Annotated in this window: 20 protein-coding genes; 8 read left to right on the plus strand and 12 right to left on the minus strand. The window is 67.0% G+C overall.

The window, feature by feature from the left end; all coding sequences use genetic code 11:
• Positions 1–43 precede the first annotated feature (43 nt).
• Positions 44–1,549 (minus strand): catalase, encoded by a 1,506-nt coding sequence (locus AC3RCC_RS23030; protein WP_452116784.1) that lies wholly within the window; start codon positions 1,547–1,549, stop codon positions 44–46.
• 142 nt (positions 1,550–1,691) lie between these two features.
• Between AC3RCC_RS23030 and AC3RCC_RS23035 the strand changes: the two genes are divergently transcribed.
• Positions 1,692–2,663: a hydrogen peroxide-inducible genes activator gene (locus tag AC3RCC_RS23035; RefSeq protein ID WP_492256706.1), complete on the plus strand. Its 972-nt coding sequence runs from the start codon at positions 1,692–1,694 to the stop codon at positions 2,661–2,663.
• On the opposite strand, the gene AC3RCC_RS23040 is transcribed toward AC3RCC_RS23035, so the two are convergent.
• The 4 genes from AC3RCC_RS23040 to AC3RCC_RS23055 form a co-directional block, all read right to left on the minus strand.
• Entirely contained in the window at positions 2,645–3,277 is a 633-nt protein-coding gene (locus AC3RCC_RS23040) for a LysE family translocator (RefSeq protein WP_291635266.1), read from the minus strand. The genes AC3RCC_RS23035 and AC3RCC_RS23040 overlap by 19 nt on opposite strands.
• 118 nt (positions 3,278–3,395) lie before the next feature.
• Positions 3,396–3,902: a DinB family protein gene (locus AC3RCC_RS23045; protein WP_492256707.1), complete on the minus strand. Its 507-nt coding sequence runs from the start codon at positions 3,900–3,902 to the stop codon at positions 3,396–3,398.
• 11 nt (positions 3,903–3,913) lie between these two features.
• Positions 3,914–5,137 (minus strand): NAD(P)/FAD-dependent oxidoreductase, encoded by a 1,224-nt coding sequence (locus AC3RCC_RS23050; protein ID WP_492256708.1) that lies wholly within the window; start codon positions 5,135–5,137, stop codon positions 3,914–3,916.
• Positions 5,138–5,217: 80 nt separating this feature from the next.
• On the minus strand, positions 5,218–6,132 hold the full coding sequence (locus AC3RCC_RS23055) for a LysR family transcriptional regulator (protein WP_492256709.1): 915 nt from the start codon (positions 6,130–6,132) through the stop codon (positions 5,218–5,220).
• Between the two features lie 185 nt (positions 6,133–6,317).
• On the opposite strand from AC3RCC_RS23055, the gene amaB reads away from it, so the two are divergent.
• From amaB to AC3RCC_RS23075, 4 genes are all read left to right on the plus strand, one after another.
• Positions 6,318–7,838, plus strand: coding sequence for an L-piperidine-6-carboxylate dehydrogenase (gene amaB, locus AC3RCC_RS23060; protein WP_492256710.1), 1,521 nt, complete (start codon positions 6,318–6,320; stop codon positions 7,836–7,838).
• A gap of 132 nt (positions 7,839–7,970) precedes the next feature.
• Positions 7,971–9,164, plus strand: a complete 1,194-nt coding sequence (locus AC3RCC_RS23065) for an acyl-CoA dehydrogenase (RefSeq protein ID WP_291635255.1) — start codon at positions 7,971–7,973, stop codon at positions 9,162–9,164.
• Between the two features lie 131 nt (positions 9,165–9,295).
• Positions 9,296–10,483, plus strand: a complete 1,188-nt coding sequence (locus AC3RCC_RS23070) for a CaiB/BaiF CoA transferase family protein (RefSeq protein WP_291635253.1) — start codon at positions 9,296–9,298, stop codon at positions 10,481–10,483.
• Positions 10,476–12,158, plus strand: a complete 1,683-nt coding sequence (locus AC3RCC_RS23075; protein WP_452116792.1) for a thiamine pyrophosphate-binding protein — start codon at positions 10,476–10,478, stop codon at positions 12,156–12,158. The genes AC3RCC_RS23070 and AC3RCC_RS23075 overlap by 8 nt, the downstream gene beginning before the upstream one ends.
• Here the strand turns inward: AC3RCC_RS23075 and AC3RCC_RS23080 are convergent.
• Together AC3RCC_RS23080 and AC3RCC_RS23085 are read right to left on the minus strand one after the other, a co-directional pair.
• Positions 12,144–12,716, minus strand: a complete 573-nt coding sequence (locus AC3RCC_RS23080; protein WP_492256711.1) for a cytochrome b — start codon at positions 12,714–12,716, stop codon at positions 12,144–12,146. The two genes, AC3RCC_RS23075 and AC3RCC_RS23080, sit on opposite strands and share 15 nt — an antisense overlap.
• A complete protein-coding gene (locus tag AC3RCC_RS23085) occupies positions 12,713–13,273 on the minus strand; it encodes a YceI family protein (RefSeq protein ID WP_291644636.1) in 561 nt (186 codons plus the stop codon). The genes AC3RCC_RS23080 and AC3RCC_RS23085 overlap by 4 nt, the downstream gene beginning before the upstream one ends.
• 260 nt (positions 13,274–13,533) lie before the next feature.
• Between AC3RCC_RS23085 and AC3RCC_RS23090 the strand changes: the two genes are divergently transcribed.
• The gene (locus AC3RCC_RS23090) at positions 13,534–14,061 is read left to right on the plus strand and encodes a hypothetical protein (RefSeq protein ID WP_492256712.1); all 528 of its coding nucleotides are present in this window, start codon (positions 13,534–13,536) and stop codon (positions 14,059–14,061) included.
• On the opposite strand, the gene AC3RCC_RS23095 is transcribed toward AC3RCC_RS23090, so the two are convergent.
• From AC3RCC_RS23095 to AC3RCC_RS23115, 5 genes are all read right to left on the minus strand, one after another.
• A complete protein-coding gene (locus AC3RCC_RS23095) occupies positions 14,055–14,771 on the minus strand; it encodes an SDR family NAD(P)-dependent oxidoreductase (RefSeq protein WP_492256713.1) in 717 nt (238 codons plus the stop codon). The genes AC3RCC_RS23090 and AC3RCC_RS23095 overlap by 7 nt on opposite strands.
• Entirely contained in the window at positions 14,768–15,736 is a 969-nt protein-coding gene (gene tal / locus AC3RCC_RS23100) for a transaldolase (protein ID WP_492256714.1), read from the minus strand. Before tal ends, AC3RCC_RS23095 begins: the two co-directional genes overlap by 4 nt.
• A 148-nt stretch (positions 15,737–15,884) precedes the next feature.
• Positions 15,885–16,721: a carbohydrate ABC transporter permease gene (locus tag AC3RCC_RS23105; protein ID WP_291635240.1), complete on the minus strand. Its 837-nt coding sequence runs from the start codon at positions 16,719–16,721 to the stop codon at positions 15,885–15,887.
• Complete coding sequence (locus tag AC3RCC_RS23110) at positions 16,721–17,608, minus strand: carbohydrate ABC transporter permease (protein ID WP_291635238.1); 888 nt, start codon at positions 17,606–17,608, stop codon at positions 16,721–16,723. Before AC3RCC_RS23110 ends, AC3RCC_RS23105 begins: the two co-directional genes overlap by 1 nt.
• A 101-nt stretch (positions 17,609–17,709) precedes the next feature.
• Positions 17,710–19,083: an ABC transporter substrate-binding protein gene (locus AC3RCC_RS23115; RefSeq protein ID WP_492258822.1), complete on the minus strand. Its 1,374-nt coding sequence runs from the start codon at positions 19,081–19,083 to the stop codon at positions 17,710–17,712.
• A gap of 325 nt (positions 19,084–19,408) precedes the next feature.
• Here AC3RCC_RS23115 and AC3RCC_RS23120 point away from each other — a divergent pair, with 325 nt between their 5' ends.
• Both AC3RCC_RS23120 and AC3RCC_RS23125 read left to right on the plus strand, forming a co-directional pair.
• Positions 19,409–20,389: an ABC transporter substrate-binding protein gene (locus AC3RCC_RS23120; protein ID WP_492256715.1), complete on the plus strand. Its 981-nt coding sequence runs from the start codon at positions 19,409–19,411 to the stop codon at positions 20,387–20,389.
• Between the two features lie 34 nt (positions 20,390–20,423).
• Positions 20,424–22,187, plus strand: coding sequence for an ABC transporter permease (locus AC3RCC_RS23125; RefSeq protein WP_492256716.1), 1,764 nt, complete (start codon positions 20,424–20,426; stop codon positions 22,185–22,187).
• Positions 22,188–22,234 lie beyond the last annotated feature (47 nt).

Here is a 22,234-nt window from a genome sequence, read left to right on the forward strand (position 1 = left end):
GATGTGACGAGGCGCCTTAGCGGCGCCTCGAAGCCGGCCGGCCTTACTCGGCAGCGCGCTGCGGCGTGTCGGGGGTCACCGAGATCGCCGGGCGCTCGCGCCCATCGGCCTTGGCGAGCGCGCGGCGCACGCCATTGCCGTAGTCCGGATGGATCTTGTCGAAATGCGCCAGCTGGCGCTCCTCGATCGCCTGCGGAATGCCGCCCATCGCCGCGGCGATGTTGGCGAAGAGCCGGTCCTTCTGGCCCTGGTCGAACAGGTTGAACAGGGCGCGCGGCTGGACATAGTCGTCATTGCCGATGCGGTGGTTGTAGCGATCGGCACTGCCGTCGATGCGCAGCGGCGGCTCCTTGGCCGACGGCTCCTCGACCGGGCCGCCGAAGGAGTTCGGCTCGTAATAGGCGTCGGGATTGCCGGTCTTGATGCCACCGTAAGTGTTCATCTGGCCATCGCGATGATAGTGGTGCACCGGGATTTTCGGCTGGTTGACCGGGATGTTCTCGTAATGCGTCCCGAGCCGGTGGCGATGCGCGTCGGCATAGGAGAAGATGCGGGCCTGCAGCATCTTGTCAGGCGAGAAGCCGATGCCCGGCACGATGTTCGAGGGCGAGAAGGCGGCGTTCTCGATCTCCGCGAAATAGTTCTCCGGATTGCGATTGAGCTCCATCACGCCGATGTCGATCACCGGGTACTCGGCATGCGGCCAGACCTTGGTCAGGTCGAACGGGTTGTAGGAGGTCTTCTCGGCATCGAGCTCGGGCATGATCTGGACCTGCACCTTCCAGCGCGGATGCTCACCACGCTCGAGGGCGTTGAACAGGTCCTCCTGCGTCGACTCGCGGGTCTTGCCGACGACGGTCTCCGCCTCCGCATTGGTCCAGTGCTTGTGGCCCTGCATGGTCTTGAAGTGGAACTTGACCCAGTAGCGCTCGCCGCTGTCGTTCCAGAACGAATAGGTATGCGAGCCATAGCCGTTGATATGGCGCACATCGGTCGGCAGGCCGCGATCGGACATCAGGATGGTGACCTGATGCAGGCTCTCCGGCGAAAGCGACCAGAAATCCCACATGGCGGTCGGCGAGCGCATATTGGTCTTCGGATGGCGCTTCTGGGTGTGGATGAAGTCGGGGAACTTCACGGGGTCGCGCACGAAGAAGACCGGCGTGTTGTTGCCGACCAGATCCCAGTTGCCGTCCTGGGTGTAGAATTTCAGCGCGAAGCCGCGCACATCGCGCTCGGCGTCGGCGGCGCCGAGCTCACCGGCGACCGTGGAGAAGCGCGCCAGCATCGGCGTGACGGTGCCGGGCTGAAGGACCTTGGCCTTGGTGTACTTGGAAATATCGCCGGTGATGGTGAGTGTGCCGTAGGCGCCCCAGCCCTTGGCGTGGACGGCGCGCTCGGGAATCCGCTCGCGGTTCTGGTGGGCGAGCTTCTCGATCAGCTGGTAGTCCTGCATCAGGACCGGGCCGCGCTCACCGGCCGTGATCGAGTTCTGGTTATCCGGGATCGGCGCGCCGGCGCTCGTGCGCATGATCGGGTTCTTCGACATCTTGTCCTCCACCTGCAGCCATCATGAACCAGCAGGCCGGCCGGAAGGGCGGGCACGCTGGAATTGGAGGAAGTAACAGGACATTGCGACGATGATGTCCAATACCGTTTGCGGCAAGCCACGATAGGTTTATCCTATCGTCATGTTCACCTTGAAACAGCTCCGCTATTTCGCAGCGGTGGCGCGCCACCGCCATTTCGGCCGGGCCGCTGCCGAATGCCATGTCAGCCAGCCGGCGCTTTCCCTGCAGATCCAGGAGCTCGAGCGCTTCCTCGGCACGCAGCTGATCGAACGTCGCCGCAACGCCATCGCCCTCACCGAGGCCGGCCACGACATCGCCGAGCGGGCCAACCGCATCCTGATCGAAGCGACCGACCTGATCGACCATGCCCGGCACCGGCCGAAGCTGCTGACCGGGCGCCTCGAACTCGGCGTCATCCCGTCGATCGCACCTTATCTGCTGCCGGCGACGCTGCCGCGCCTGCAGGAGAGCTATCCCGCGCTCGATATCGGCCTGCGCGAGACCCAGACCGCGACCCTGCTCGACGATCTCGTCGACGGGCGGCTCGACGTCGCCCTGCTCTCGCTGCCGATCGAGCGGCCCGGTCTGGAGACCCTGCATCTGTTCGACGATGCCTTCCTGCTGGCGCTGCCCGCCCTCCCCGGCGGCGATGGCTTGGCGCTGACGCCGGAAGCGGCGCTGGCCGGCGAGAATCTGCTGCTACTGGAGGAGGGCCATTGCCTGCGCGACCAGGCACTGAGCTTCTGCGGGCCGGCAAGGCCGGGCTCGCGCCGACAATATGGCGCCTCCAGCCTGTCGACGATCATGCAGATGGTGGCGAACGGTTTTGGCACGACGCTTCTGCCGGCCATGGCGCTGCCGATCGAGTTCCGGCCGGACATGCCGGTCAGGCTCTACCGCTTCGCGCCGCCCGGGCCGAGCCGCTCGATCGGCCTGGCCTGGCGCAGAACCTCGGCGCGCAAGGGCGATTTCCAGGCGCTCGGACGCATGCTCACCGAGATCGGCCGCTCTCTGACGGAGGCCCGCGAAAACGGTCCGCCGATCGAAAACGAGACGCTGCGGCTGACCTCGCCTCAGCGCCTCGCTTCATAGGCCATCCGCAGGGCAAAGCCTGCCAGCACCGTGCCCATCAGCCAGCGCTGCGCCAGCGACCAGAGCGGCCGCGTGCGCAAGAAGACGGCAATGCCGCCGGCTGCGAAGGTGATCAGCGTGTTGACGCTGACGCTGACCACGATCTGGATCAGCCCGAGAAGGATAGACTGACCAAGCACACTGCCCGCGGCCGGATCGATGAACTGCGGCAGCAAAGCGAGATAGAGCATCGCGATCTTCGGATTGAGCAGGCTGGTCAGCAAACCCATCATGAAGAGCTTGCGCGGCCCGTCATGCGGTAGCTCGCGCACCTGGAAGGGCGAGCGTCCGCCCGGGCGGACGGCCTGCCAGGCCAGCCAGAGCAGATAGGCGGCACCCAGCAGCCGCAGCGCGTCATAGGCATAGGGCACCGCGAAGACGAGCGCAGTGATGCCGAAGGCGGCGCAGAAGACATAAAACAGGAAGCCGAGCGCGATGCCGCCGAGCGAGACCATGCCCGCCATCGGCCCCTGCGCGATCGAGCGCGAGATCAGGTAGATCATGTTCGGGCCGGGCGTCAGCACCATGCCCAGCGCCACCAAAGCGAAGGCCAGCAGGGTCGAGATGTCCGGCATGAAAGTATCCCCGGATTGGATGGCAAATCCTGCGCAAACCGCCCGGCCCTGCGCAAGATCACCCGAACGCAAGCCCGATATGACGATCAGACACCCAGCTGCCGCCGAACGGCCTTGCTCAACCGCGCATGTCGACCAGCACGAGGTCGGTATCGCCGGGCTTGGCGCCAGAAGCTGTCAGCATGGCGTGGACCTGGCCGCGATGGTGGGTCTGGTGGTTGAAGAAGTGGACGACGAGCTGGGATCTCGGCCGGGTCAGCTCGCGGCCGGAGATACCGGACACCCAGGTCAGGTCGCCGGCCAGCCATTCCGCAGAGAGCCCGGCCGCCCAGTCGCCGATCAGGGCATCGGTCGCCTGCCGCTCGGCGACGAGTTCGTCCCAATCCGCGATCATGCGGGCGGATTCGCTGCCCGGAACGGCCGGCTTCGGCGTGCCGGCGAAACGCGAGAGCCACATCCGGTCGCCCCAGAGCAGATGGCAGAAAGTGCCGTGGATCGAGCCGAAGAAGGCGCCGCGATCCTGTCTGCGCGTCGCATCGCTCAGCGTCGCCGCCGCGCCGTAGAGATTCTCGTTCTGCCAGGCGTTGTAGCGCGCCATGGTGACGGCATAGGCGGCATCGATCACCGCGGAACTCCTCAGATGATGTTGGCCTCGCGCAAGGGCCGGCCGGTGACGATGCGCTCATGGCCGAGATCGGCAAGGTCGAGGCTGAGATAGCGGCCATGCGCGATGTGCTCGGCAAGACCGCGCCCGACCGCCGGCGATTGCTGCAGGCCGTGACCGGAAAAGCCGTTGGCGAGGTAGAGATTGGGCAGGCCGGCCGCAGGTCCGACGATGGCGTTGCCGTCGAGCCCGTTCATATCATAGGGGCCGGCCCAGGCGCGGCCAGGCCGGATCGCCTCGAAGGCCGGGATGCGATGGGCCAGCGCCGGCCAGACCGTCTCCTCGAAGAAGGACCAGTCGACATCCTCGACATCGGCGGCCTTCTCGTCCCAATCAGGATCATGCTGCCCGTCCACCGGCGAGGCACCGCAGATGAACATCTGCCCTTCGCCGCCGCGCTTGCCCTCCGGCCGGCAATAGGCACCGGAGGTGTCGATCAGCAGCGGGCAGTTGTCGACCTCGCCCTTGCAGGTGAAGGTGAAGACATAGCGCTTCTTCGGCGCGACCGGGATCGCGACGCCGGCCGTCTCCGCCAGTCTCGCGCCATGCGAGCCGGCGGCGTTGACCACCGTTCCGCAGGCGATGCGGCTGCCATCGGCGAGCGCGACGCCGGTGACCCGCCCGCCCTCGACGACATAGCGGGCGACCTCGCCCTGGCGGTATTCGACACCGAGCGAGCGCGCCTTCCTGCGGAAGGCCTGGAGCAGGGCCCAGCCGTCGAACCAGCCCTCGCCGCTGACGCCATAGGTGCCGCAGGCGAGATCCGAGGTATTGAGCCAGCCGAACTTGGCTCCGAGCGCTTCGGCCGAAAGCAGGGCGATGTCGGCGCCCTCGACCTGCTGCAGTCGCTGATTGGCCTCGAGCACCGGAGCGCCCTCACCGCTGGCGACATAGAGATAGCCGCCCTCGTGCAGATCGATGGCGGGCACCTCGCCATCGACGGCGAGACGGGCGCCGATATCCCGCAGGAAGCCGATGCCGAAGAGCGAGATGCGGATGTTGACCGCGCTCGAGAACTGCTGGCGGATCGAGGCTGCGGACAGAGCCGAAGCCGAATAGCGATAGGTCGGGTCCTTCTCGATCACCACGACCTTGCCCTTGAAGCCGGGATCGGCGGCGAGATGATAGGCGACGGAGGAGCCGATGGCGGCGCCACCGACAATCACGACATCGGCGGTTTCAGGAGCGGAGGGCATTCGAGGACCTGCGACGAAAGAGGAAAGGTTCGTGACCTTTTCGCATGATTGGCTCGGCCCTCGGCGCTTGTCGAGAGGCGCTAGCCCGTCCCCTCGCATTCTCCGAGCAGCCAGTCGCGGAAGGCGATCACGGTCGGCAGGCTCGCCTTGGCCTCGGGATAGACGAGGTAATAGCCCTCGGGACCGCGCACCGGCCGGTCCACGGGAATGACGAGGACACCGGAGCGCAACTCGTCCTCGACCAGGAGCCGCGGCACGATGGCGATGCCGAGCCCGGCGACAGCGGCCTGCGCGACCATGGCGAACTGCTCGAAGCGCGGCCCCATCAGCGCCCGCTCCGGCGGCAGGCCCTGTGTCTCCAGCCAATCCGCCCAGGCGCGCGGCCGCGTCGACTGCTGCAGCAAGGGCTGGCGCAGCAGGTCGGCCGCCTCGGTCAGCCCCGCCCGCGCCACCAGCGCCGGCGCCGCCACCGGCACGACCTCCTCGCCCATCAGCCGGTGCAGGCGCGCGCCCGGCCAGACCGGATGCCCGAAATGTATCGCCGCATCGGCGGGGTCATGGGCGAAGTCGAAAGGCACGATCCGCGTCGAGAAATTGATGGTCACGCCGGGATGCGCCTCGGTGAAGCGCGGCAGCCGCGGAATCAGCCAGCGCGTGCCGAAAGTCGGCAGAATGGCGAGATGCAGCAGGCCGGCCGCGCCGCGAAAGGCCATGGCCGACAAGGTCGCGGCGGCCAGCCGGGACAAGCCATCTCGGACCTCGGCCGCATAGGCCGCCCCGGCCGGCGTCAGGCTGACGCGCTGTTTGACGCGCTCGAACAGACTCAGGCCGAGGCTCTGCTCGAGCAGGGCGACCTGGCGGCTGACCGCCCCTTGCGTCAGGTTCAACTCCTCGGCGGCGCGGGTGAAGCTGCCATGACGCGCCGCCGCCTCGAAGGCAGCGAGCGCCGAGAGGGAGGGCACCGAAAGGCGTCCGGGCACGATCTCAGACATCATGAGAAAACCTCATCAAGATATGAGAACATATCGGTTGCCCCGCGCCGCCGAAAGAGGGCATTCTCCGCCGGAACCGACAGGCTTTTCGACGATCGCCTTCCGCCGCGGCCGACGCGGACCGGGACGGCGGTCCGTTTCATGCGCTTCTCCCCGCGCCGGGCAGGAGCGCCAGGCACAGGTACGAGATGACCACTTCCCTTCCCAAAGACGCTCTCGCCCTCCTCCAGCGGCTCGGCGTGCCCGATTCCGCCTATGCCGGAGCCGGCCTCTCGGCCCGTTCGCCGATCACCGGCGAGACCGTCGCGACCTTGCGCGAGACCTCTCCGGCCGAGGCCGAGGCCGCGATCGGCCGGGCCCAGGCCGCCTATCTTTCCTGGCGCAAGGTGCCGGCGCCGCGCCGCGGCGAGTTCGTCCGCCTGCTCGGCGAGGAACTGCGTGCCGCCAAGACCGATCTCGGCCTGCTGGTGACGCTGGAAGCCGGCAAGGTCACCTCGGAAGGCCTCGGCGAGGTCCAGGAGATGATCGACATCTGCGACTTCGCCGTGGGCCTGTCGCGCCAGCTCTACGGCCTGACCATCGCCACCGAGCGTCCGAACCATCGCATGATGGAGACCTGGCACCCGCTCGGCGTCTGCGGCGTGATCTCGGCCTTCAACTTCCCGGTCGCGGTCTGGTCGTGGAATGCGGCGCTCGCCTTCGTCTGCGGCGACAGCGTCGTCTGGAAGCCCTCCGAGAAGACCCCGCTGACGGCGCTCGCCGTGCAGGCGATCGTCGAGAAGACGATGAAGCGCTTCGGCCCCGAGGCTCCCGCCGGCCTCTCCGAGGTGCTGATCGGCGGCCGCGAGATCGGCGACATCCTGGTCCAGGATCATCGCGTCCCGGTCGTCTCGGCCACGGGCTCGACCCGGATGGGCAAGGAAGTCGGCCAGAAGCTGGCGGCGCGCTTCGCCCGCGCCATCCTTGAGCTCGGCGGCAACAATGCCGCGATCGTCGCCCCCTCGGCCGATCTCGACATCGCGCTGCGCGGCATCGCCTTCGCGGCGATGGGCACCGCCGGCCAGCGCTGCACCACGCTGCGCCGCCTGATCGTGCATGAGAGCGTCTATGACGCGCTGATCCCGAAGCTGATCAAGGTCTATGGCTCGGTGAAGATCGGCGATCCGCGCGAGGCCGGCGTGCTGGTTGGCCCGCTGGTCGACGAGGCCGCCTATCAGGGTATGCAGAAGGCGCTGTCCGAGGCCAAGGCCGCCGGCGGCAAGGTCCATGGCGGCGAGAAGGTCGATGTCGGCTCCGGCGGCTTCTATGTCCGTCCGGCGCTGGTCGAGATGCCCACGCAGACCGGCCCGGTCGAGCGCGAGACCTTCGCCCCGATCCTCTATGTCATGAAGTACAGCAGCCTCGACCAGGCGATCGCCATGCAGAACGCGGTCGGCGCCGGCCTGTCCTCCTCGATCTTCACGCTGAACATGCGCGAGGCCGAGATCTTCGTCTCCGATGAGGGCTCGGATTGCGGCATTGCCAACGTCAATATCGGCCCGTCCGGCGCCGAGATCGGCGGCGCCTTCGGTGGCGAGAAGGAGACCGGCGGTGGCCGCGAGGCCGGCTCGGACGCCTGGAAGGCCTATATGCGCCGCGCCACCAACACGCTGAACTACGGCACCACGCTGCCGCTGGCGCAGGGCGTCAGCTTCGACGTGGACGCGTGAGGACTAGACGTCATTTCCGGGCGAAGCCAAGCGCAGACCCGGGAATCTCGTGACCAGGAACTGGTTTCCGAGATGGCCGGGTCAAGCCCGGCCATGACGATCGTATGAACAGGACGGGGAAGGAAGAAAGACATGGCAAGCCACAAGCTCGCACAATTCAGCTGGGAAGACCCCTTCCTGCTCGACGAGCAGCTCAGCGAGGATGAGCGCCTGATCCGCGACACGGCCCGCCAATACGCGCAGGAGAAGCTGCAGCCGCGCGTCGCCGAGGCCTATCTCGAGGAGAAGACGGAGCGCGGCATCTTCAACGAGATGGGCGAGCTCGGCCTGCTCGGCGTCACCGTTCCCGAGGAATATGGCTGCGCCGGCGCCAACTACGTCTCCTATGGCCTCGTCGCCCGCGAGGTCGAGCGCGTCGACTCCGGCTACCGCTCGATGATGTCGGTGCAGTCCTCGCTGGTGATGTACCCGATCTACGCCTATGGCGACGAGAACCAGCGCAAGAAGTACCTGCCCAAGCTCGGCTCCGGCGAATGGGTCGGCTGCTTCGGCCTGACCGAGCCCGATGCCGGCTCCGACCCGGCCGGCATGAAGACCCGCGCCGAGAAGGTCGCCGACGGCTACAAGCTGACCGGCTCCAAGATGTGGATCTCGAACTCGCCGATCGCCGATGTCTTCGTCATCTGGGCGAAGTCGGCCGCGCATGACAATCAGATCCGCGGCTTCATCCTCGAAAAGGGCATGAAGGGCCTTTCGGCCCCGAAGGTCGGCGGCAAGCTTTCCTTGCGCGCCTCGATCACCGGCGAAGTCGTCATGGACGGCGTGATCGTGCCGGAAGAGAACCTGCTGCCGAACGTCTCGGGGCTGAAGGGGCCGTTCGGCTGCCTCAACCGCGCCCGCTACGGCATCTCCTGGGGCGCGATGGGCGCCGCCGAAGACTGCTTCCAGCGCGCCCGCCAATACGGGCTCGACCGCAAGCAGTTCAACAAGCCGCTCGCCCAGACGCAGCTCTACCAGAAGAAGCTCGCCGACATGGTCACCGAGATCACGCTCGGCCTGCAGGGCAGCTTGCGCGTCGGCCGCCTGCTCGACGAGGGCAAGATGGCGCCGGAGATGATCTCCCTGGTGAAGCGCAATAATTGCGGCAAGGCGCTCGACATCGCCCGTCAGGCCCGCGACATGCACGGCGGCAACGGCATCTCGATCGAGTACCATGTCATGCGCCATGCGGCGAACCTCGAGACGGTCAACACCTATGAGGGCACGCATGACGTCCATGCGCTGATCCTCGGCCGGGCCGTCACCGGTCTGCAGGCGTTCTTCTGATCCACACGCTCCCCCGTCATCCCGGACGGAGCGAAGTGCAGCTCCGGGATCCATCGTAGAGCGCAACGCCCTTCGATGGATCCCGGGACGACCTTCGGCCGCCCGGGATGACGGCGTTCAGGATGGCAGCGATGTCCAACACCCCTCCCCTCGCCGGCCTGCGCGTCCTCGAGCTCGCGCGCATCCTCGCCGGCCCCTGGATCGGCCAGCTGCTCGCCGATCTCGGCGCCGACGTCGTCAAGGTCGAGAGCCCGGAAGGCGACGACACCCGCAGCTGGGGCCCGCCCTTCGTCGAGGGCGTCGGCGATGAACATCTCTCGGCCGCCTATTTCCATTCCTGCAATCGCGGCAAGCGCTCGATCACCGCGGATTTCCGCAGCGAGGAAGGCCGGGCCCTGGTGCGCCAGCTCGCCGGTCACGCCGATATCGTGATCGAGAACTTCAAGGTCGGCGGGCTCGCCAAATACGGGCTCGATGCCGAAAGCCTGCGCAAGCTCCATCCCAGCCTGATCTATTGCTCGATCACCGGCTTCGGCCAGGACGGACCCTATGCCGAGCGCGCCGGCTACGACTTCCTGATCCAGGGCATGGCCGGCTCGATGTCGATCACCGGCCAGCCCGACGGCCAGCCGACAAAGGCCGGCTACGCCAAGACCGATATCTTCACCGGGCTCTACGCCACGGTCGGCATCCTCGCCGCGCTGCGCCGGCGCGACCAGAACGGCGAAGGTGCGACGATCGATCTTGCCCTGATGGACACGCAGGTCGCGGTGCTCGGCAACCAGGCGCTGAACTATCTGGTCTCGGGCAAGCCGCCGGCCCGGCTCGGCAACGCCCATCCCAATATCGTGCCTTACGAGGTCTTCCCCGTCGCGGATGGGCACATCATCATCGCCACCGGCAATGACGGGCAATATCGCCGGCTCTGCGAGGTGTTGGGGCAGGCCGATCTCGGCACTGATCCCGCCTATGCCGACAATAAGGGCCGCGTCACCGGCCGCGCCGTGCTGATCCCGCTCCTGGCCTCGCTCACCGCCCGGCGGCAGAAAAGCGAGCTGCTCACGGCGCTGGAAGCCGCCGGCGTCCCGGCCGGGCCGATCAACGATATCGGCGAGGTCTTCGCCGATCCGCAGGTGATCGCACGCGGCATCAAGGCCGAGCTGCCGAGCGCCGCCGCCAAGGCCGGTGCGATCCCGACCGTCGCCTCGCCGATCGTGATCGACGGCGTGCGACAGGTCGCCGGCCGGCCGAGCCCGCGGCTCGGCGAGCACAAGGACGAAATCCTCAACGACCCCACCTGGAGTGGACGACATGGCTGAACGGAGCGGCGGGCAGATCCTCGTCGATCAATTGCTGATTCATGGCGCGACGGACGCATTCTGTGTGCCGGGCGAGAGCTATCTCGCCGTGCTCGACGCGCTGCACGACGCCAATCTCAAGGTCACGATCTGCCGAGCCGAGGGCGGCGCGGCGATGATGGCGGAAGCCGCCGGCAAGCTGACCGGCAAGCCCGGCATCTGCTTCGTGACGCGCGGGCCGGGCGCCACCAACGCCTCGCCCGGCATCCATATCGCCGACCAGGACTCGACGCCGATGATCCTGTTCGTCGGCCAGATCGAGCGCGGCATGCGCGAGCGCGAGGCCTTCCAGGAGCTCGATTACCGCGCCGTCTTCGGCACGATGACGAAATGGGCGACCGAGATCGACGATGCCGCGCGCATCCCCGAGATCATCAGCCGCGCCTTCCATGTCGCGACCTCCGGACGGCCCGGCCCGGTGGTGATCGCGCTGCCCGAGGACGTGCTGACCGACCTCGCCGACGTCGCCGATGCCGAGCCTTATCAGGTCACCGAGACGCATCCCTCCCTGCTGCAGACGATCGACCTGCAGAAGCGGCTCTGGGCGGCGAAGAAGCCGGTCGCGATCCTCGGCGGCTCGCGCTGGAACCCGCAGGCGATCGAGCGCTTCCAGCGCTTCGCCGAGCGCTTCGACCTGCCAGTCTTCGTCTCCTTCCGCCGGCAGATGCTGTTCCCGGCCGACCATCCGAATTTCGGCGGCGATCTCGGTATCGGCCCCAATCCGAAGCTGTTGAAGCGCATCCAGGAGAGCGACCTCGTCCTGCTGGTGGGCGGACGCCTCTCGGAAATGCCGAGCCAGTCCTACACCCTGTTCGGCATCCCCAATCCGGGCCGGCCGCTGGTCCATGTCCATCCAGATCCGGAAGAGCTCGGCCGGGTCTACCGCCCGTCGCTCGCGATCAATGCGACGCCGACCGCCTTCTGCGCCGCGCTCGAGACGGTGCACCCGCCGCAGGAGATTCCGTGGGCCGGTGCTGCCGCCGAAGCGCATGAGGCCTATCTCGCCTGGAGCGAGCAGCCGGCGCCGGTGCCGGGCAAGTTCCATCCCGGAGAGATGGTGACCTGGCTGCGCCGCAACCTCCCGGCCGATGCGATCATGTGCAATGGCGCCGGCAATTACGCGACCTGGGTGCACCGCTTCCACCGCTTCACCAAATTCGCGACGCAGCTCGCCCCCACCTCCGGCTCGATGGGCTATGGCGTGCCGGCCGCGATCGGCGCCAAGCGATTGTTCCCTGAAAGAACAGTGGTCGCCTTCGCCGGCGATGGCTGCTTCCTGATGAACGGCCAGGATTTTGCGACCGCGGTACAGTACGAGCTGCCGGTGATCGTCATCGTCGTCGACAACGGCATGTACGGCACGATCCGTATGCACCAGGAAAAGCACTATCCCGGCCGCATCTCGGCGACGACGCTGAAGAACCCGGACTTCGCCGCCTATGCCAAGGCCTTCGGCGGCCATGGCGAGCGCGTCGAGACGACCGAGCAGTTCGCGCCGGCCTTCGAGCGGGCAGTGAGCTCGGGCAAGCCGGCGATCATCCATTGCCTGCTCGACCCCGAGGCGATCACGCCGGCGAAGACGCTGTCGACGATCCGGGCCGAGGCGATCGCGGCGCAAGGCTCAGGGCAGGCCTGAGCCGGCCCGGCCGAACCACATCCGGCGCAGCAGCCGGTCCCGCCAGGCGAACTGGTGGACCAGCGCTGCGCCGAGATGGATCAGCCCGAGCACGACGAGGCTGTCGAAAACCAGCCCGTGCAGGCTGCGCATCAGCTCATAGGTCGCCTTGTCCGGGCCGATGGGATGCGGGATCGCGAACCAGCCGAAATACAGGGTCGGGATCTGGATCGGCGCAGCTGCGACCATCAGCAGACCGGTGACAGGCAGCGCCAGCAGGCACAGATAGAGTCCGGCATGCACGACCAGCGCCGCCCGGCGCAGCCAGGCGCTGGCCGGCAACGGCTCCGGATCCGGGATGACGAGCCGCAGGCTCAGCCGCATCACGACGAACAGGGCGACAGTCAACCCGATCGATTTATGCCACTGATACAGGACGAACCGGCCGAGCAGATCGCGCGTCTCGTCGCCCATCAGGCGGGCGAGGCTATACTGGGCCACGATGAGCGCCAGCGTCAGCCAGTGCAGGACAACGAGAACCGGATGCCAGCGAGGCGGCCTCGCGACCGCCGCGGTCATTGCCCGAGCCGCCCCTTGATCGCGATCTCGACCTGATCGTCGACGACATTGACCTCGCGGCCGATGCCGAAGGCCGAGCGCGAGAAGGCAGCGCTGGCCCGAAACTGCAGGCGCCCGCTGCGCTCGGCCATCCCGACATCGTCCTCGGCGACGGCGGTCGCCGCGACCGGATGGGTGACTGCGCGGATGGTCAACCGCCCCTGGATCGTCAGGCTGCGCTCGCCTGTCCGGGTCACGCTGTCCGAGGTGAAGCTGGCGAGCGGGTGATGGGCGGCGTCGAGCATGCTGTCGCCCTTGATGAAATCGTCGACGAGGGCCGTGCCTGTGTGCAGCGACGCGGTCTCGATGGTGATGCGGATGCGGCTGCGCTCCGGCCGCGCGAAATCGAGCGCCACGACGCCGTCATAATGCTCGAACTGGCCCGAGGCGGTCGGCACGCCGAAACGGCGCGCGACGAAGCCGACCTCGCTTGCTCCCGGCCGTAGCGACAGGGAGGTCTGGGCGACCACCGCACCGGCCGCCAAGAGCGCGAGCATGGACACAGCAAGTCGGGTCATCGCGCGACGGACTGCCCGAAACATGGCGTGGCGGTGGCGGACGCCACCTCACACGAAGAGTTGAAATCGACCGCTCCGGGAGATCAGCCGTATCGTCAGCCACCGGACAGGCGGATACCGGGCCGCCAGCGAGCAGCAGCGGCGTTCCATCCGGCTTCTGCATCTCCAGACAGAAGCGCCGCGGCGAAAACGCGACTGCCGGTGCCATTGAACCTTTCGGCTCGCACTTCGTTTCAAGGAGCAGGCAGGGAGTAACGACAATGTCACGGCGGATGGTACTGGCGATGGGAATGGCGGGGGCCATGGGCCTTGCCATGGTGCCCCAGGCACAGGCTGCCGGCTTCTTCGACGATCTGGCGCGCATTTTCGGCGCGCGCCCGACACCGCCGGCCATGATCGGCGGCGGCGATCCCTTCGAGATGACGGTGAAACCGAAACGGCAGAAGCCGCGTGCGGCCGCGGCGTCGACCAAGCCGGCGGAACCCGCGGTCAAGCTCGATCCGGCGACCGATCCCTACTGGTATCTGCACGACCCGACGCTGCGCAAAGGCGACATCATCGTGACGCGTGCGGGCGTCGTCGTCTTCGACGGGCGCAGCGGATCGCAGCATTCGCCGGAAGCCTTCACGGCGCTTGGCGACACCAAGCGGCTGCCGAAGGCCCAGCAGCAGGTGCTGCAGGCGGCAGCGGCCGGCGGGCGGGCGTATTTCCGCCATGACGGCCCGGCCAGCCCCGCCGCGCTGGTGCAGAAGGTCAATGTCGAGAACGCGATCTCGCAGGCTCAGTAGGTCGCGCGGCCGCCCGACAGATCGAAGACCGCACCGGTCGAGAAGCTGCATTTCTCGCTGGCAAGCCAGGCGACGAGCTCGGCCAGTTCCTCGACCGTGCCGAGCCGCCGGAGCGGGCTCTTGCCGATCATGGCCGCGACCGTCTCTTCGCTCATCTGCTGCAGCAGCTCGGTCTCGATCGCCGCCGGCGCGACCGCATTGACCAGCACGCCACTGCCGGCGAGCTCCTTGCCCTGCGCCTTGGTCAGGGCGATCACCCCGGCCTTGGCGGCGCTGTAGGCGGACAGCGTCGGGGTGCCCTCCTTGCCGGCGAGCGAAGCGATGTTGACGATGCGGCCGTAACCGCGCGGCGCCATCGCGGCCGCAACCGCCCGCGAACACAGAAAGGTGCCGGTCAGGTTGACCGCCTGGACCTTCTGCCATTGCGCCAGTGGCGTCTGCGCCACCGTGGTCGAGGGGCCGGTCAGCCCGGCATTGTTGACGAGCACGGCGACCGGCCCATGCTCGCTTTCCGTCCGTGCCAGAGCGGCAGCGACCTGCGCCTCGTCGGCGACGTCGCAGGCGACGAAGCCATGGCCGCCCTCGCCTTCCGCCAGATCCCACACGACCGGCAGAAGGCCGTCATCGGCGAGCCGCTCGCAGACCGCGCGGCCGATGCCCTTGGCGCCGCCGGTGACGACGGCGACCTTGGCGAGAGCTTCTGCGCTCACGCCGCCTTGGCCTGTTCGAGCTTGGCCGCGACGAGCTTGCGCAGGCCACGCAGGTCCTTGACGAAGCCGCGAATGCCCTCGGCCAGTTTCTCGGTCGCCATCGCGTCCTCGTTCAGGGCGAAGCGGAAGGCCTTCTCGTCGAGGACGAGGCGTTCCGGCGCCTTGCCGACGGTTTCGGGCGAGAGCTTGCGCGGCAATTCGCCGGTCGCGGCCTGGAGCTCGTCGAGCAGACCGGGGCCGATGGTCAGCCGATCGCAGCCGGCCAGCGCCTCGATCTCGCCGGTGTTGCGGAAGGAGGCGCCCATCACCACCGTGTCGATGCCATGGGCTTTGTAGTAGCTGTAGATGCTGCGGACGGAGACGACGCCCGGATCGGTCTCGGCCGTGTAGGGGCCGCCGCCGGCCTTGACGTGCCAGTCGAGGATCCGGCCGACGAAGGGCGAGATCAGGAAGGCCTTGGCATCGGCGCAGGCGACCGCCTGCGACAAGGCGAAGAGCAGGGTCAGGTTGCAGTCGATGCCCTCGGCCTGCAGCACGCGGGCCGCCTGGATGCCCTCCCAGGTCGAGGCGATCTTGATCAGGATGCGCTCGCGGCCGACGCCGCGCTCCTGATAAGCGGCGATGATGGCGCGCGCCTTCTCGATCGTCGCCTTGGTGTCGAAGGAGAGGTCGGCATCGACCTCGGTCGAGACGCGACCGGGGACGATCTTTGCCAGCTCGGCGCCGAAGGTGACGGCGAGCCGGTCGCAGACCGCCTCGACCGCGCCGGCGCCACCCTGCCGCTTGCCCCAGGCGATCGCCTCGTCGACGAGGCCGGCATAGGCCGGGGTCTCGACCGCCTTCAGGATCAGCGTCGGATTGGTGGTGCAATCCACCGGCTTCAGCCGCCGCACCGCCTCGATGTCGCCGGTGTCGGCGACGACGGTGGTCATGGCGCGGAGCTGTTCGAGCTTGGAAGCGGTCATCTCTCTACCCTCGGGATATGCGGCCGGATTCCCCGCCAATATGGCGCCTGCCGCGCGTCATTGCGAGCACAAGGAAGCAATCCAGCCCTGCGTCAGGTCCGCTGGATCGCTCCGCAGGTCTCGTCGGCCCGCACTGAGCGGACAAGGCTCAGCTCTTCACCGCCCCGGCGGTCAACCCAGAGACCATGTTGTTGCGGAAGCCGTAATAGATCACCGCCGGTGGGATGGCGTAGATCAGGCCGGCCGTCATCAGGAGATTCCAGGGCGCGTCGTCGGCCGAGAGGAACAGGCCGAGGCCGACGGCGAGCGGCAGCTCCTTCTCGCTGGAAAGCAGCAGGAAGGCGTAGAGATACTCGTTCCAGGCGAGCAGCAGCGCATAAATGCCGATCACCACCATGGATGGCTTCATCAGCGGCAGGTAGACCATGCGGAAGAGCTGGAGCGAGGTCGCGCCGTCCATGATCGCGGCTTCGTCGAGTTCCTTCGGCAGCTTGTCGGAAGCCTGCTTCAGCACCCAGATAGCATAGGGCGAAGCCAGCGCCACCATGGCGAGGATCAGGGCCGTGCGCGTGTTCAGCAGACCGAAGGTCCCCATCGCCTTGTACATGGGGATGGCGAGGAAGGCGGCCGGGATCAGATAGGTCGCGAGCGCGAAATTCATGATCGAGCGGCCGCCCGGCGCCTTCAGCCGCGAGATCGCGAAGGCGGCGCAGGTCGCGATGAACAGCGTGAGCAATCCGGTCGTGATCGCGATCAGGAAGCTGTTGAACAGCTGCAGCCAGAAATTGGTCAGGTAGTAGTGCTGCTGCTTGAAGACGATCTGGAAGTTCTGCAGCGTCGGCTGGTCGGGCCAGAGCTTGCCGGCCAGCATCGATTCCTGGTTGGAGATCGACAGCACGAAGAGATGGTAGATCGGCAGCAGCGTCCAGATCAGCACGGGAATCGCGATCAGGATCAGCTTGCCCTCGTCGAGGAGCCTTTTCATCATTCGGCTCCCTTCGAGAGACGCTTCACCATGAACCAGACCATGGGCAGGATCAGCGGCATGGCGACGATGATCGAGGCGATGCCGAGGTCGAGATTATTGTTGCGCATATAGCGGATGCCGAGCGTCGCCAGGACGTGGTTGAGGTCGCCGGGCCCGCCACCGGTGAGCAGGTAGACGCTGTTGAAATCCCCCAGCGTCCAGATCATCGAGAGCAGCGTCGAGGTGACGTAGAGCGTCGCCAGCGACGGCCAGGTGATGAAGCGAAACTGCTGCCATTTATTGGCGCCGTCGACACTGGCGGCCTCGTAGAGATCCTGCGCGATGGCGAGCCGGCCAGTGACCAGGATCAGCGTCCAGAACGGCAGCGACTTCCAGATATGGACGAGGATCGACGAGGCGAAGGCGAGCGTCGGATCGGTCAGCCAGCCCGGCCCCTCCATGATGCCGAACCACTGGAAAAGCTGCTGGTTGATCATGCCGTTCTCGGGATTCAGCATCACCCGGAAAGACAGGATGGTCGGAATCGAGGGCACCGCCCATGGCAGGATGAAGAGCACCAGCATAAAGCGGACCCAGGCGCGCTGCTGGACGAAGAAGCCCGACAGGAACAGCGCGATCAGGAACTTCAGGTTCACCGCCACGAACAGGAAGATGATGGTGTTGACCACCGTCCGCAGGAAGATCGGATCGGCGAACAGCGCCTTGTAGGATTCGAAATTCAGGCCGATCCACAGGCCGTAGGCGACCGGGTAGGCCACCATCACGGCGAAGACGAGGATATAGGGGGCGAGCATGAGCACGCCCCAGAAGACGCGGTCGCGCGCCTGTCCCGAGGTCGCGTCGGCCGAAGCCGGGCTGGAGGTTGCCATCGTTGCGGCGGTCATCTTCTTGTCTCCCTCTGCGCTCCGGCCGTTTGAGACACGTCGGCATCCCGCGGCCCTGATCGCCGCGGGATGCCTTGTCTGTCAGACAGCGAGGCCAGTCTTCAGCCGGCGATCTGCTTGATGCGCGCGATCATCTCGTCGGTGGCCTGTTCGGGCGAGACCTTGTCGACCAGCACGCGGTTGACGGCCTTGGCCCAGACGTTCTCGGCATTCACCGCCGTGAACTTGTAGTTGTAGACGAACTGGAACGGCACGGTGCCGTCCTTGTACTGCTTGTAGACCACCGCGCGATGCGGGTCCTTGCCATCCGACCAGAACGGCGCCTCGATGCCGGCGAGCGTGGTCGAGACCCAGCGCCCGGCCGAGCCCTCGACGAAGGGACGCAGATTCTCGTCCTTCATCAGGAAGGCCATGAACTCCTTGCCGCGCTTCTTGTTCTTGCCATCGGCGAAGACCACCGCGGTCTTGACCGCCGCGAGGTTGGTCATGTTGCTGCCGTCGGGCTTCTTGGGGAACTCGGCGGTGCGGATATTGTCGTAATAGTTCTTCTTGGCCGCGTCGCGCTGTTCCTGGGTCAGCGCCGGGTTGTTCATGTCGTCCATATGCTTGCCGGCGATCGAGATCGTCGCGTTGTGGGTCGCGACCGTCGTGCGGTTATGGAAGGCGACGTTGTTGTCCGGGTCGAGCCAGTTCACCGAGGAGGGCGGCGTGCAGCCGCGCTGCATGATGTTGGCATAGGACTTCACCGCCTCGATCATCGCGGCCCGGTTCTTCGGCTCGTCCAGAACGATCTTGCCGCTCTCGTCGACGACCTGCGCGCCATAGGCGTTGGCGAAAGTCAGGAAGGAGTAGAAGGTGTCGGAAGCGGCGACGCCGAGCGGGTGGCCGATGCCATAGATCCGCTTGCCCTTGGCACGCGCCGCGCCCTGGACCTTATCGCACCAGAAGTCCCAATAGCCGTTCCAGGTCTTCGGAATATCGCTTTCCTTGAACCCGAACTCCTCGAGCATGTCCTTCCAATAGGTGATGTGCATCATCTGCTGCTCGACCGGGAAGGCGTAATAGGCCTTCTTGTTGGTCTTGCCGTTCATCAGGAAGGTGGTGGCGAGCGCCTGCGGCTGGAATTCCTTCTTCATCGGCTCGATGACGTCGGTGACGTCCTCGAGCTTGCCTTCGAAGGCCCACTGGCCGGTGGTGCGGAAATCATAGGTCGTGCAGAAGCCGACATCTGGCGGCGTGCCGGCCTGGACCGCGCCGACCGACTTGGTCACGCAATCCTCGGTCGCGTAGAGTGAGAGGTCGACCTTGACGCCCGTCGCCTTCTGGAACTTGTCGACGACGGCGAGCAGCGCGTCGTCCTCGCCCTTGTAGAAACCCTTGGTGAACCAGACCGTCACCGTCTCCTGCGAGAGGGCGGCTCCGGACCAGCCGACGGCGAGCGCGGCCAGAGCGGCTCCACTCACCAGATTACGCATCGTTCTCATCGGAAACCTCCCATTTAAAACGTTTAGATTAGGCGATTATGGGCGCCTTCGGCCGGAGCCTAGTCGAAAAGCCCCCCGATAAACAAGCCGTCCAGATGAGTGAAATTCGCGCATTTCCGACAAGGTGGAAGCCGCCGTGACGGCTTGCCCGCGCCGCTTTCCCGCCGTTCTTCCCCGGGCGCTCGCGGCGTTGTCACAGATGTGTCGTCTAAGCGGCTTAACCGGCAGGCCAAGAAGGCTCCGACACCGCAAGGCGGAGCGCGGACGCAAGCCTTCCACCCTCAGGTCCTCCCTCCCAAGGCCCACGGAGACTTCCATGCGCTCATTCGCACTCGCCGCCGCGCTCGCGCTCGGCCTCGCCCTTCCCGCCACGCAGGCAGGCGCCGTCGAGGGCAAGCTCGTGCTCTATACCAGCCAGCCCAACACCGATGCGCAGCAGACGATCGACGCCTTCAAGGCCAAATACCCCAAGGTCGAGATCAGCTTCGTGCGCGACGGAACGCCGCGGGTCATGGCCAAGCTCCGGGCCGAGTTCGAAGCCGGAGCACCACAGGCCGACCTGCTGCTGATCGCCGATGCGGTGACGATGGAAGGCCTCAAGAAGGAGGGCCGGCTGCTCGCCCATGACAAGGCCGACACCGCCGCCTACCCGGCCGGCATGCACGACCCCGCCAAGTTCTGGTTCGCCACCAAGCTGATCACCACCGGCATCGTCTACAATACCAAGGCGACGATGAAGCCGGAGAGCTGGCTCGATCTTGCCAAGCCGGAGGCGAAGAACCTGCTGGCGATGCCGAGCCCGCTGAATTCGGGCGCGGCGATGATCCACACCATCACCCTGACCGGCAACCTGCCCGGCGGCTGGAGCTTCTACGAGAACCTGCAGAAGAACGGCGCGCTCGCGGCAGGCGCCAATGGCGACATTCTGCGGCAGGTCGCCACCGGCGAGAAGCTCTACGGCATGATCGTCGACTTCATGCCGATCCGCGAGAAGGCCAAGGGCGCCCCGGTCGCCTTCGTCTTCCCGAAGGAGGGCGTCTCGGCGGTGAGCGAGCCGGTCGCGATCCTGAAGGCCAGCAAGAACCCGGACGCCGCCAAGGCGTTCGTCGACTTCCTGATCTCGAAGGAGGGGCAGGAGCTCGCGCTGAAGCAGGGCTATGTCGCCGCCCATCCGCAGATTGCCCTCCCGGCCGGCTATCCCGCCCGCGATGCGATCAAGCTCATGCCCTTCGACGCCGCCAAGGCGCTCGCCGAGGAGCCGGCCGCCCGCAAGCGGTTCAGCGCGATCTTCGAGTGAAGCCCTGCCGCATAACGGGCCGGGGTGCGCGCGCATGACGCTCGCCGCCCCTTCATCCGCTCTGCCGCAGCCCCGGCTGCGGCAGAGCCGTTTGCGTCTCGCCCGGCCGAAGCTGCGCCTTCCAGCCGGCCTTGGTCTGCCCGCCGCAATCACGCTGGTCGCCATGCTGCTCGGCGCCCTGCCCTTCCTGCGCCTCGCCTTCGCGGCCTTCGCCCCCGGCGGCCATTTCGCGCCGGGCGCCGTGCTGGAGGCGATCGGCGGTCGCGCCGCCGTCAATGCGACCCTGCACAGTCTCGAAACCGCGGCCTTCTCGGCGTTCGGCGCGCTGTTGGTCGGCGGCGGCTTCGCCCTGCTGCTCGCCGTCACCGATCTGCGCGGCAAGCGCCCGCTCGCCTTCGGGCTGGTCTTCTCGATGATGATCGCGCCGCAGGTGGCGGCGCTGGCCTTCCTGAGCCTGCTCGCGCCGCATTCGCCGCTCCTGGCCCTCATCGGTCTGTCACCTTCGCCCGGCACGCCGAACCCGCTGCTCGGCCGCGGCGGCATCATCCTGGTCATGGCGCTCCACCATGCGCCGCTGGTCGCGATCACGCTCTGGACCGGGCTGCGCAGCGTGCCGCATTCGCTGGTCGAGGCCGCCCAGATGGAAGGCGCCTCTTCGCGGGTGATCGCGACGCGGATCCTCATTCCGGTCCTACGGCCACAGATCGTCGCCGCCGCCCTGCTCGCCTTCGTCGCCGGCATCGGGAACTTCGGGATTCCGGCCCTGCTCGGCCTGCCGGTCAACTATCTCACCCTGCCGACGCTGATCTATCGCCGACTGTCTAGCTTCGGGCCGGAGGGCCTGCCGGATGCGGCAGCGCTCTCGCTCCTGGTCGCGCTACTCGCCGGGCTCGGCATCCTCGCCGGCATGCTGGCGATGCGTCAGGGCGGCGGGAAGGTCGAGATCGAGCGGCCGCTGCAGCCCTTCTGGCAGCTCGGCCGTGCCCGCCCCCTCGTCGCCGGCGGCCTCTGGCTGCTGCTCGCACTCAAGCTCGGCCTGCCGCTGCTCGCCCTGCTCGGCGAGGCGCTGACGCCGGCGCTCGGTGTCGCGCTATCCTGGCAGAGCCTGACCTTCGACAAATTCGCCGAGGTGCTGCTGCGGCAGGATGTGACGGTACGCGCCTTCCGCAACTCCTTCCTGTTCGCCGGGACGGCCGCGCTCCTGCTGGCGCTGCTCTCGATCGCCTTCGCCTATACGCTCGAGCGGCGGCTCGGTCGGTTCAGGCGAGCCGTCGAGCTGGTGATCGAGCTGCCCTATGCGCTGCCCGGCGTGGTGCTCGCCATCGCCTGCATCCTGCTGTTCCTGAGACCTTTGCCCCTGGTCGGCTTCAGCCTCTACGCCACGCCCTTCATCATCCTGTTCGCCTATCTCGCCCGCTTCCTGCCGCTGGCGCTGAAGGCGCCGGTCGCGGCGATGGCGCAGATCGAGGCCCATCACGAGGAGGCGGCCAAGCTCGACGGCGTGAGCGCCTGGCAGATGCTGCGCTTCATCGTCGCGCCGATCCTGGCACCGGCCGCGACGGTGAGCGCGCTGATGGTCTTCCTCGTCGCCTTCAACGAGCTCACCGTCTCGGCGCTGCTCTGGTCGTCCGGCACGGAGACACTCGGCGTCGTGCTGTTCAGCCTGAAGGAGGCGGGTCTCGCCGGTGAGGCCGCCGCCATTGCGATCAGCGCCTCGGCTGTGATCCTCCTGGCGATGCTCGGGCTCGATCTCGCCGGACGGCGCCTGCCGGCTCAGATCCTGCCCTGGCGGATCTGAGCCCGCCGCCGAAACCGGCAGGCGGGTGGCTCAGCGCTGGATTTCTG

Source organism: Allobosea sp. GW823-FHT01F03 (assembly GCF_058798075.1).

What these genes read in the sequence shown, in the direction of transcription:
- AC3RCC_RS23105 (WP_291635240.1), bottom strand. Translation starts at nt 16,721, where the DNA reads ATGAAAAGGCTCCTCGACGAGGGCAAGCTGATCCTGATCGCGATTCCC.
- amaB (WP_492256710.1), top strand. Translation starts at nt 6,318, where the DNA reads ATGACCACTTCCCTTCCCAAAGACGCTCTCGCCCTCCTCCAGCGGCTC.
- AC3RCC_RS23080 (WP_492256711.1), bottom strand. Translation starts at nt 12,716, where the DNA reads ATGACCGCGGCGGTCGCGAGGCCGCCTCGCTGGCATCCGGTTCTCGTT.
- tal (WP_492256714.1), bottom strand. Translation starts at nt 15,736, where the DNA reads ATGACCGCTTCCAAGCTCGAACAGCTCCGCGCCATGACCACCGTCGTC.
- AC3RCC_RS23115 (WP_492258822.1), bottom strand. Translation starts at nt 19,083, where the DNA reads ATGCGTAATCTGGTGAGTGGAGCCGCTCTGGCCGCGCTCGCCGTCGGC.
- AC3RCC_RS23065 (WP_291635255.1), top strand. Translation starts at nt 7,971, where the DNA reads ATGGCAAGCCACAAGCTCGCACAATTCAGCTGGGAAGACCCCTTCCTG.
- AC3RCC_RS23070 (WP_291635253.1), top strand. Translation starts at nt 9,296, where the DNA reads ATGTCCAACACCCCTCCCCTCGCCGGCCTGCGCGTCCTCGAGCTCGCG.
- AC3RCC_RS23120 (WP_492256715.1), top strand. Translation starts at nt 19,409, where the DNA reads ATGCGCTCATTCGCACTCGCCGCCGCGCTCGCGCTCGGCCTCGCCCTT.
- AC3RCC_RS23085 (WP_291644636.1), bottom strand. Translation starts at nt 13,273, where the DNA reads ATGACCCGACTTGCTGTGTCCATGCTCGCGCTCTTGGCGGCCGGTGCG.
- AC3RCC_RS23040 (WP_291635266.1), bottom strand. Translation starts at nt 3,277, where the DNA reads ATGCCGGACATCTCGACCCTGCTGGCCTTCGCTTTGGTGGCGCTGGGC.
- AC3RCC_RS23035 (WP_492256706.1), top strand. Translation starts at nt 1,692, where the DNA reads ATGTTCACCTTGAAACAGCTCCGCTATTTCGCAGCGGTGGCGCGCCAC.
- AC3RCC_RS23125 (WP_492256716.1), top strand. Translation starts at nt 20,424, where the DNA reads ATGACGCTCGCCGCCCCTTCATCCGCTCTGCCGCAGCCCCGGCTGCGG.
- AC3RCC_RS23110 (WP_291635238.1), bottom strand. Translation starts at nt 17,608, where the DNA reads ATGACCGCCGCAACGATGGCAACCTCCAGCCCGGCTTCGGCCGACGCG.
- AC3RCC_RS23050 (WP_492256708.1), bottom strand. Translation starts at nt 5,137, where the DNA reads ATGCCCTCCGCTCCTGAAACCGCCGATGTCGTGATTGTCGGTGGCGCC.
- AC3RCC_RS23075 (WP_452116792.1), top strand. Translation starts at nt 10,476, where the DNA reads ATGGCTGAACGGAGCGGCGGGCAGATCCTCGTCGATCAATTGCTGATT.
- AC3RCC_RS23090 (WP_492256712.1), top strand. Translation starts at nt 13,534, where the DNA reads ATGTCACGGCGGATGGTACTGGCGATGGGAATGGCGGGGGCCATGGGC.
- AC3RCC_RS23055 (WP_492256709.1), bottom strand. Translation starts at nt 6,132, where the DNA reads ATGATGTCTGAGATCGTGCCCGGACGCCTTTCGGTGCCCTCCCTCTCG.
- AC3RCC_RS23030 (WP_452116784.1), bottom strand. Translation starts at nt 1,549, where the DNA reads ATGTCGAAGAACCCGATCATGCGCACGAGCGCCGGCGCGCCGATCCCG.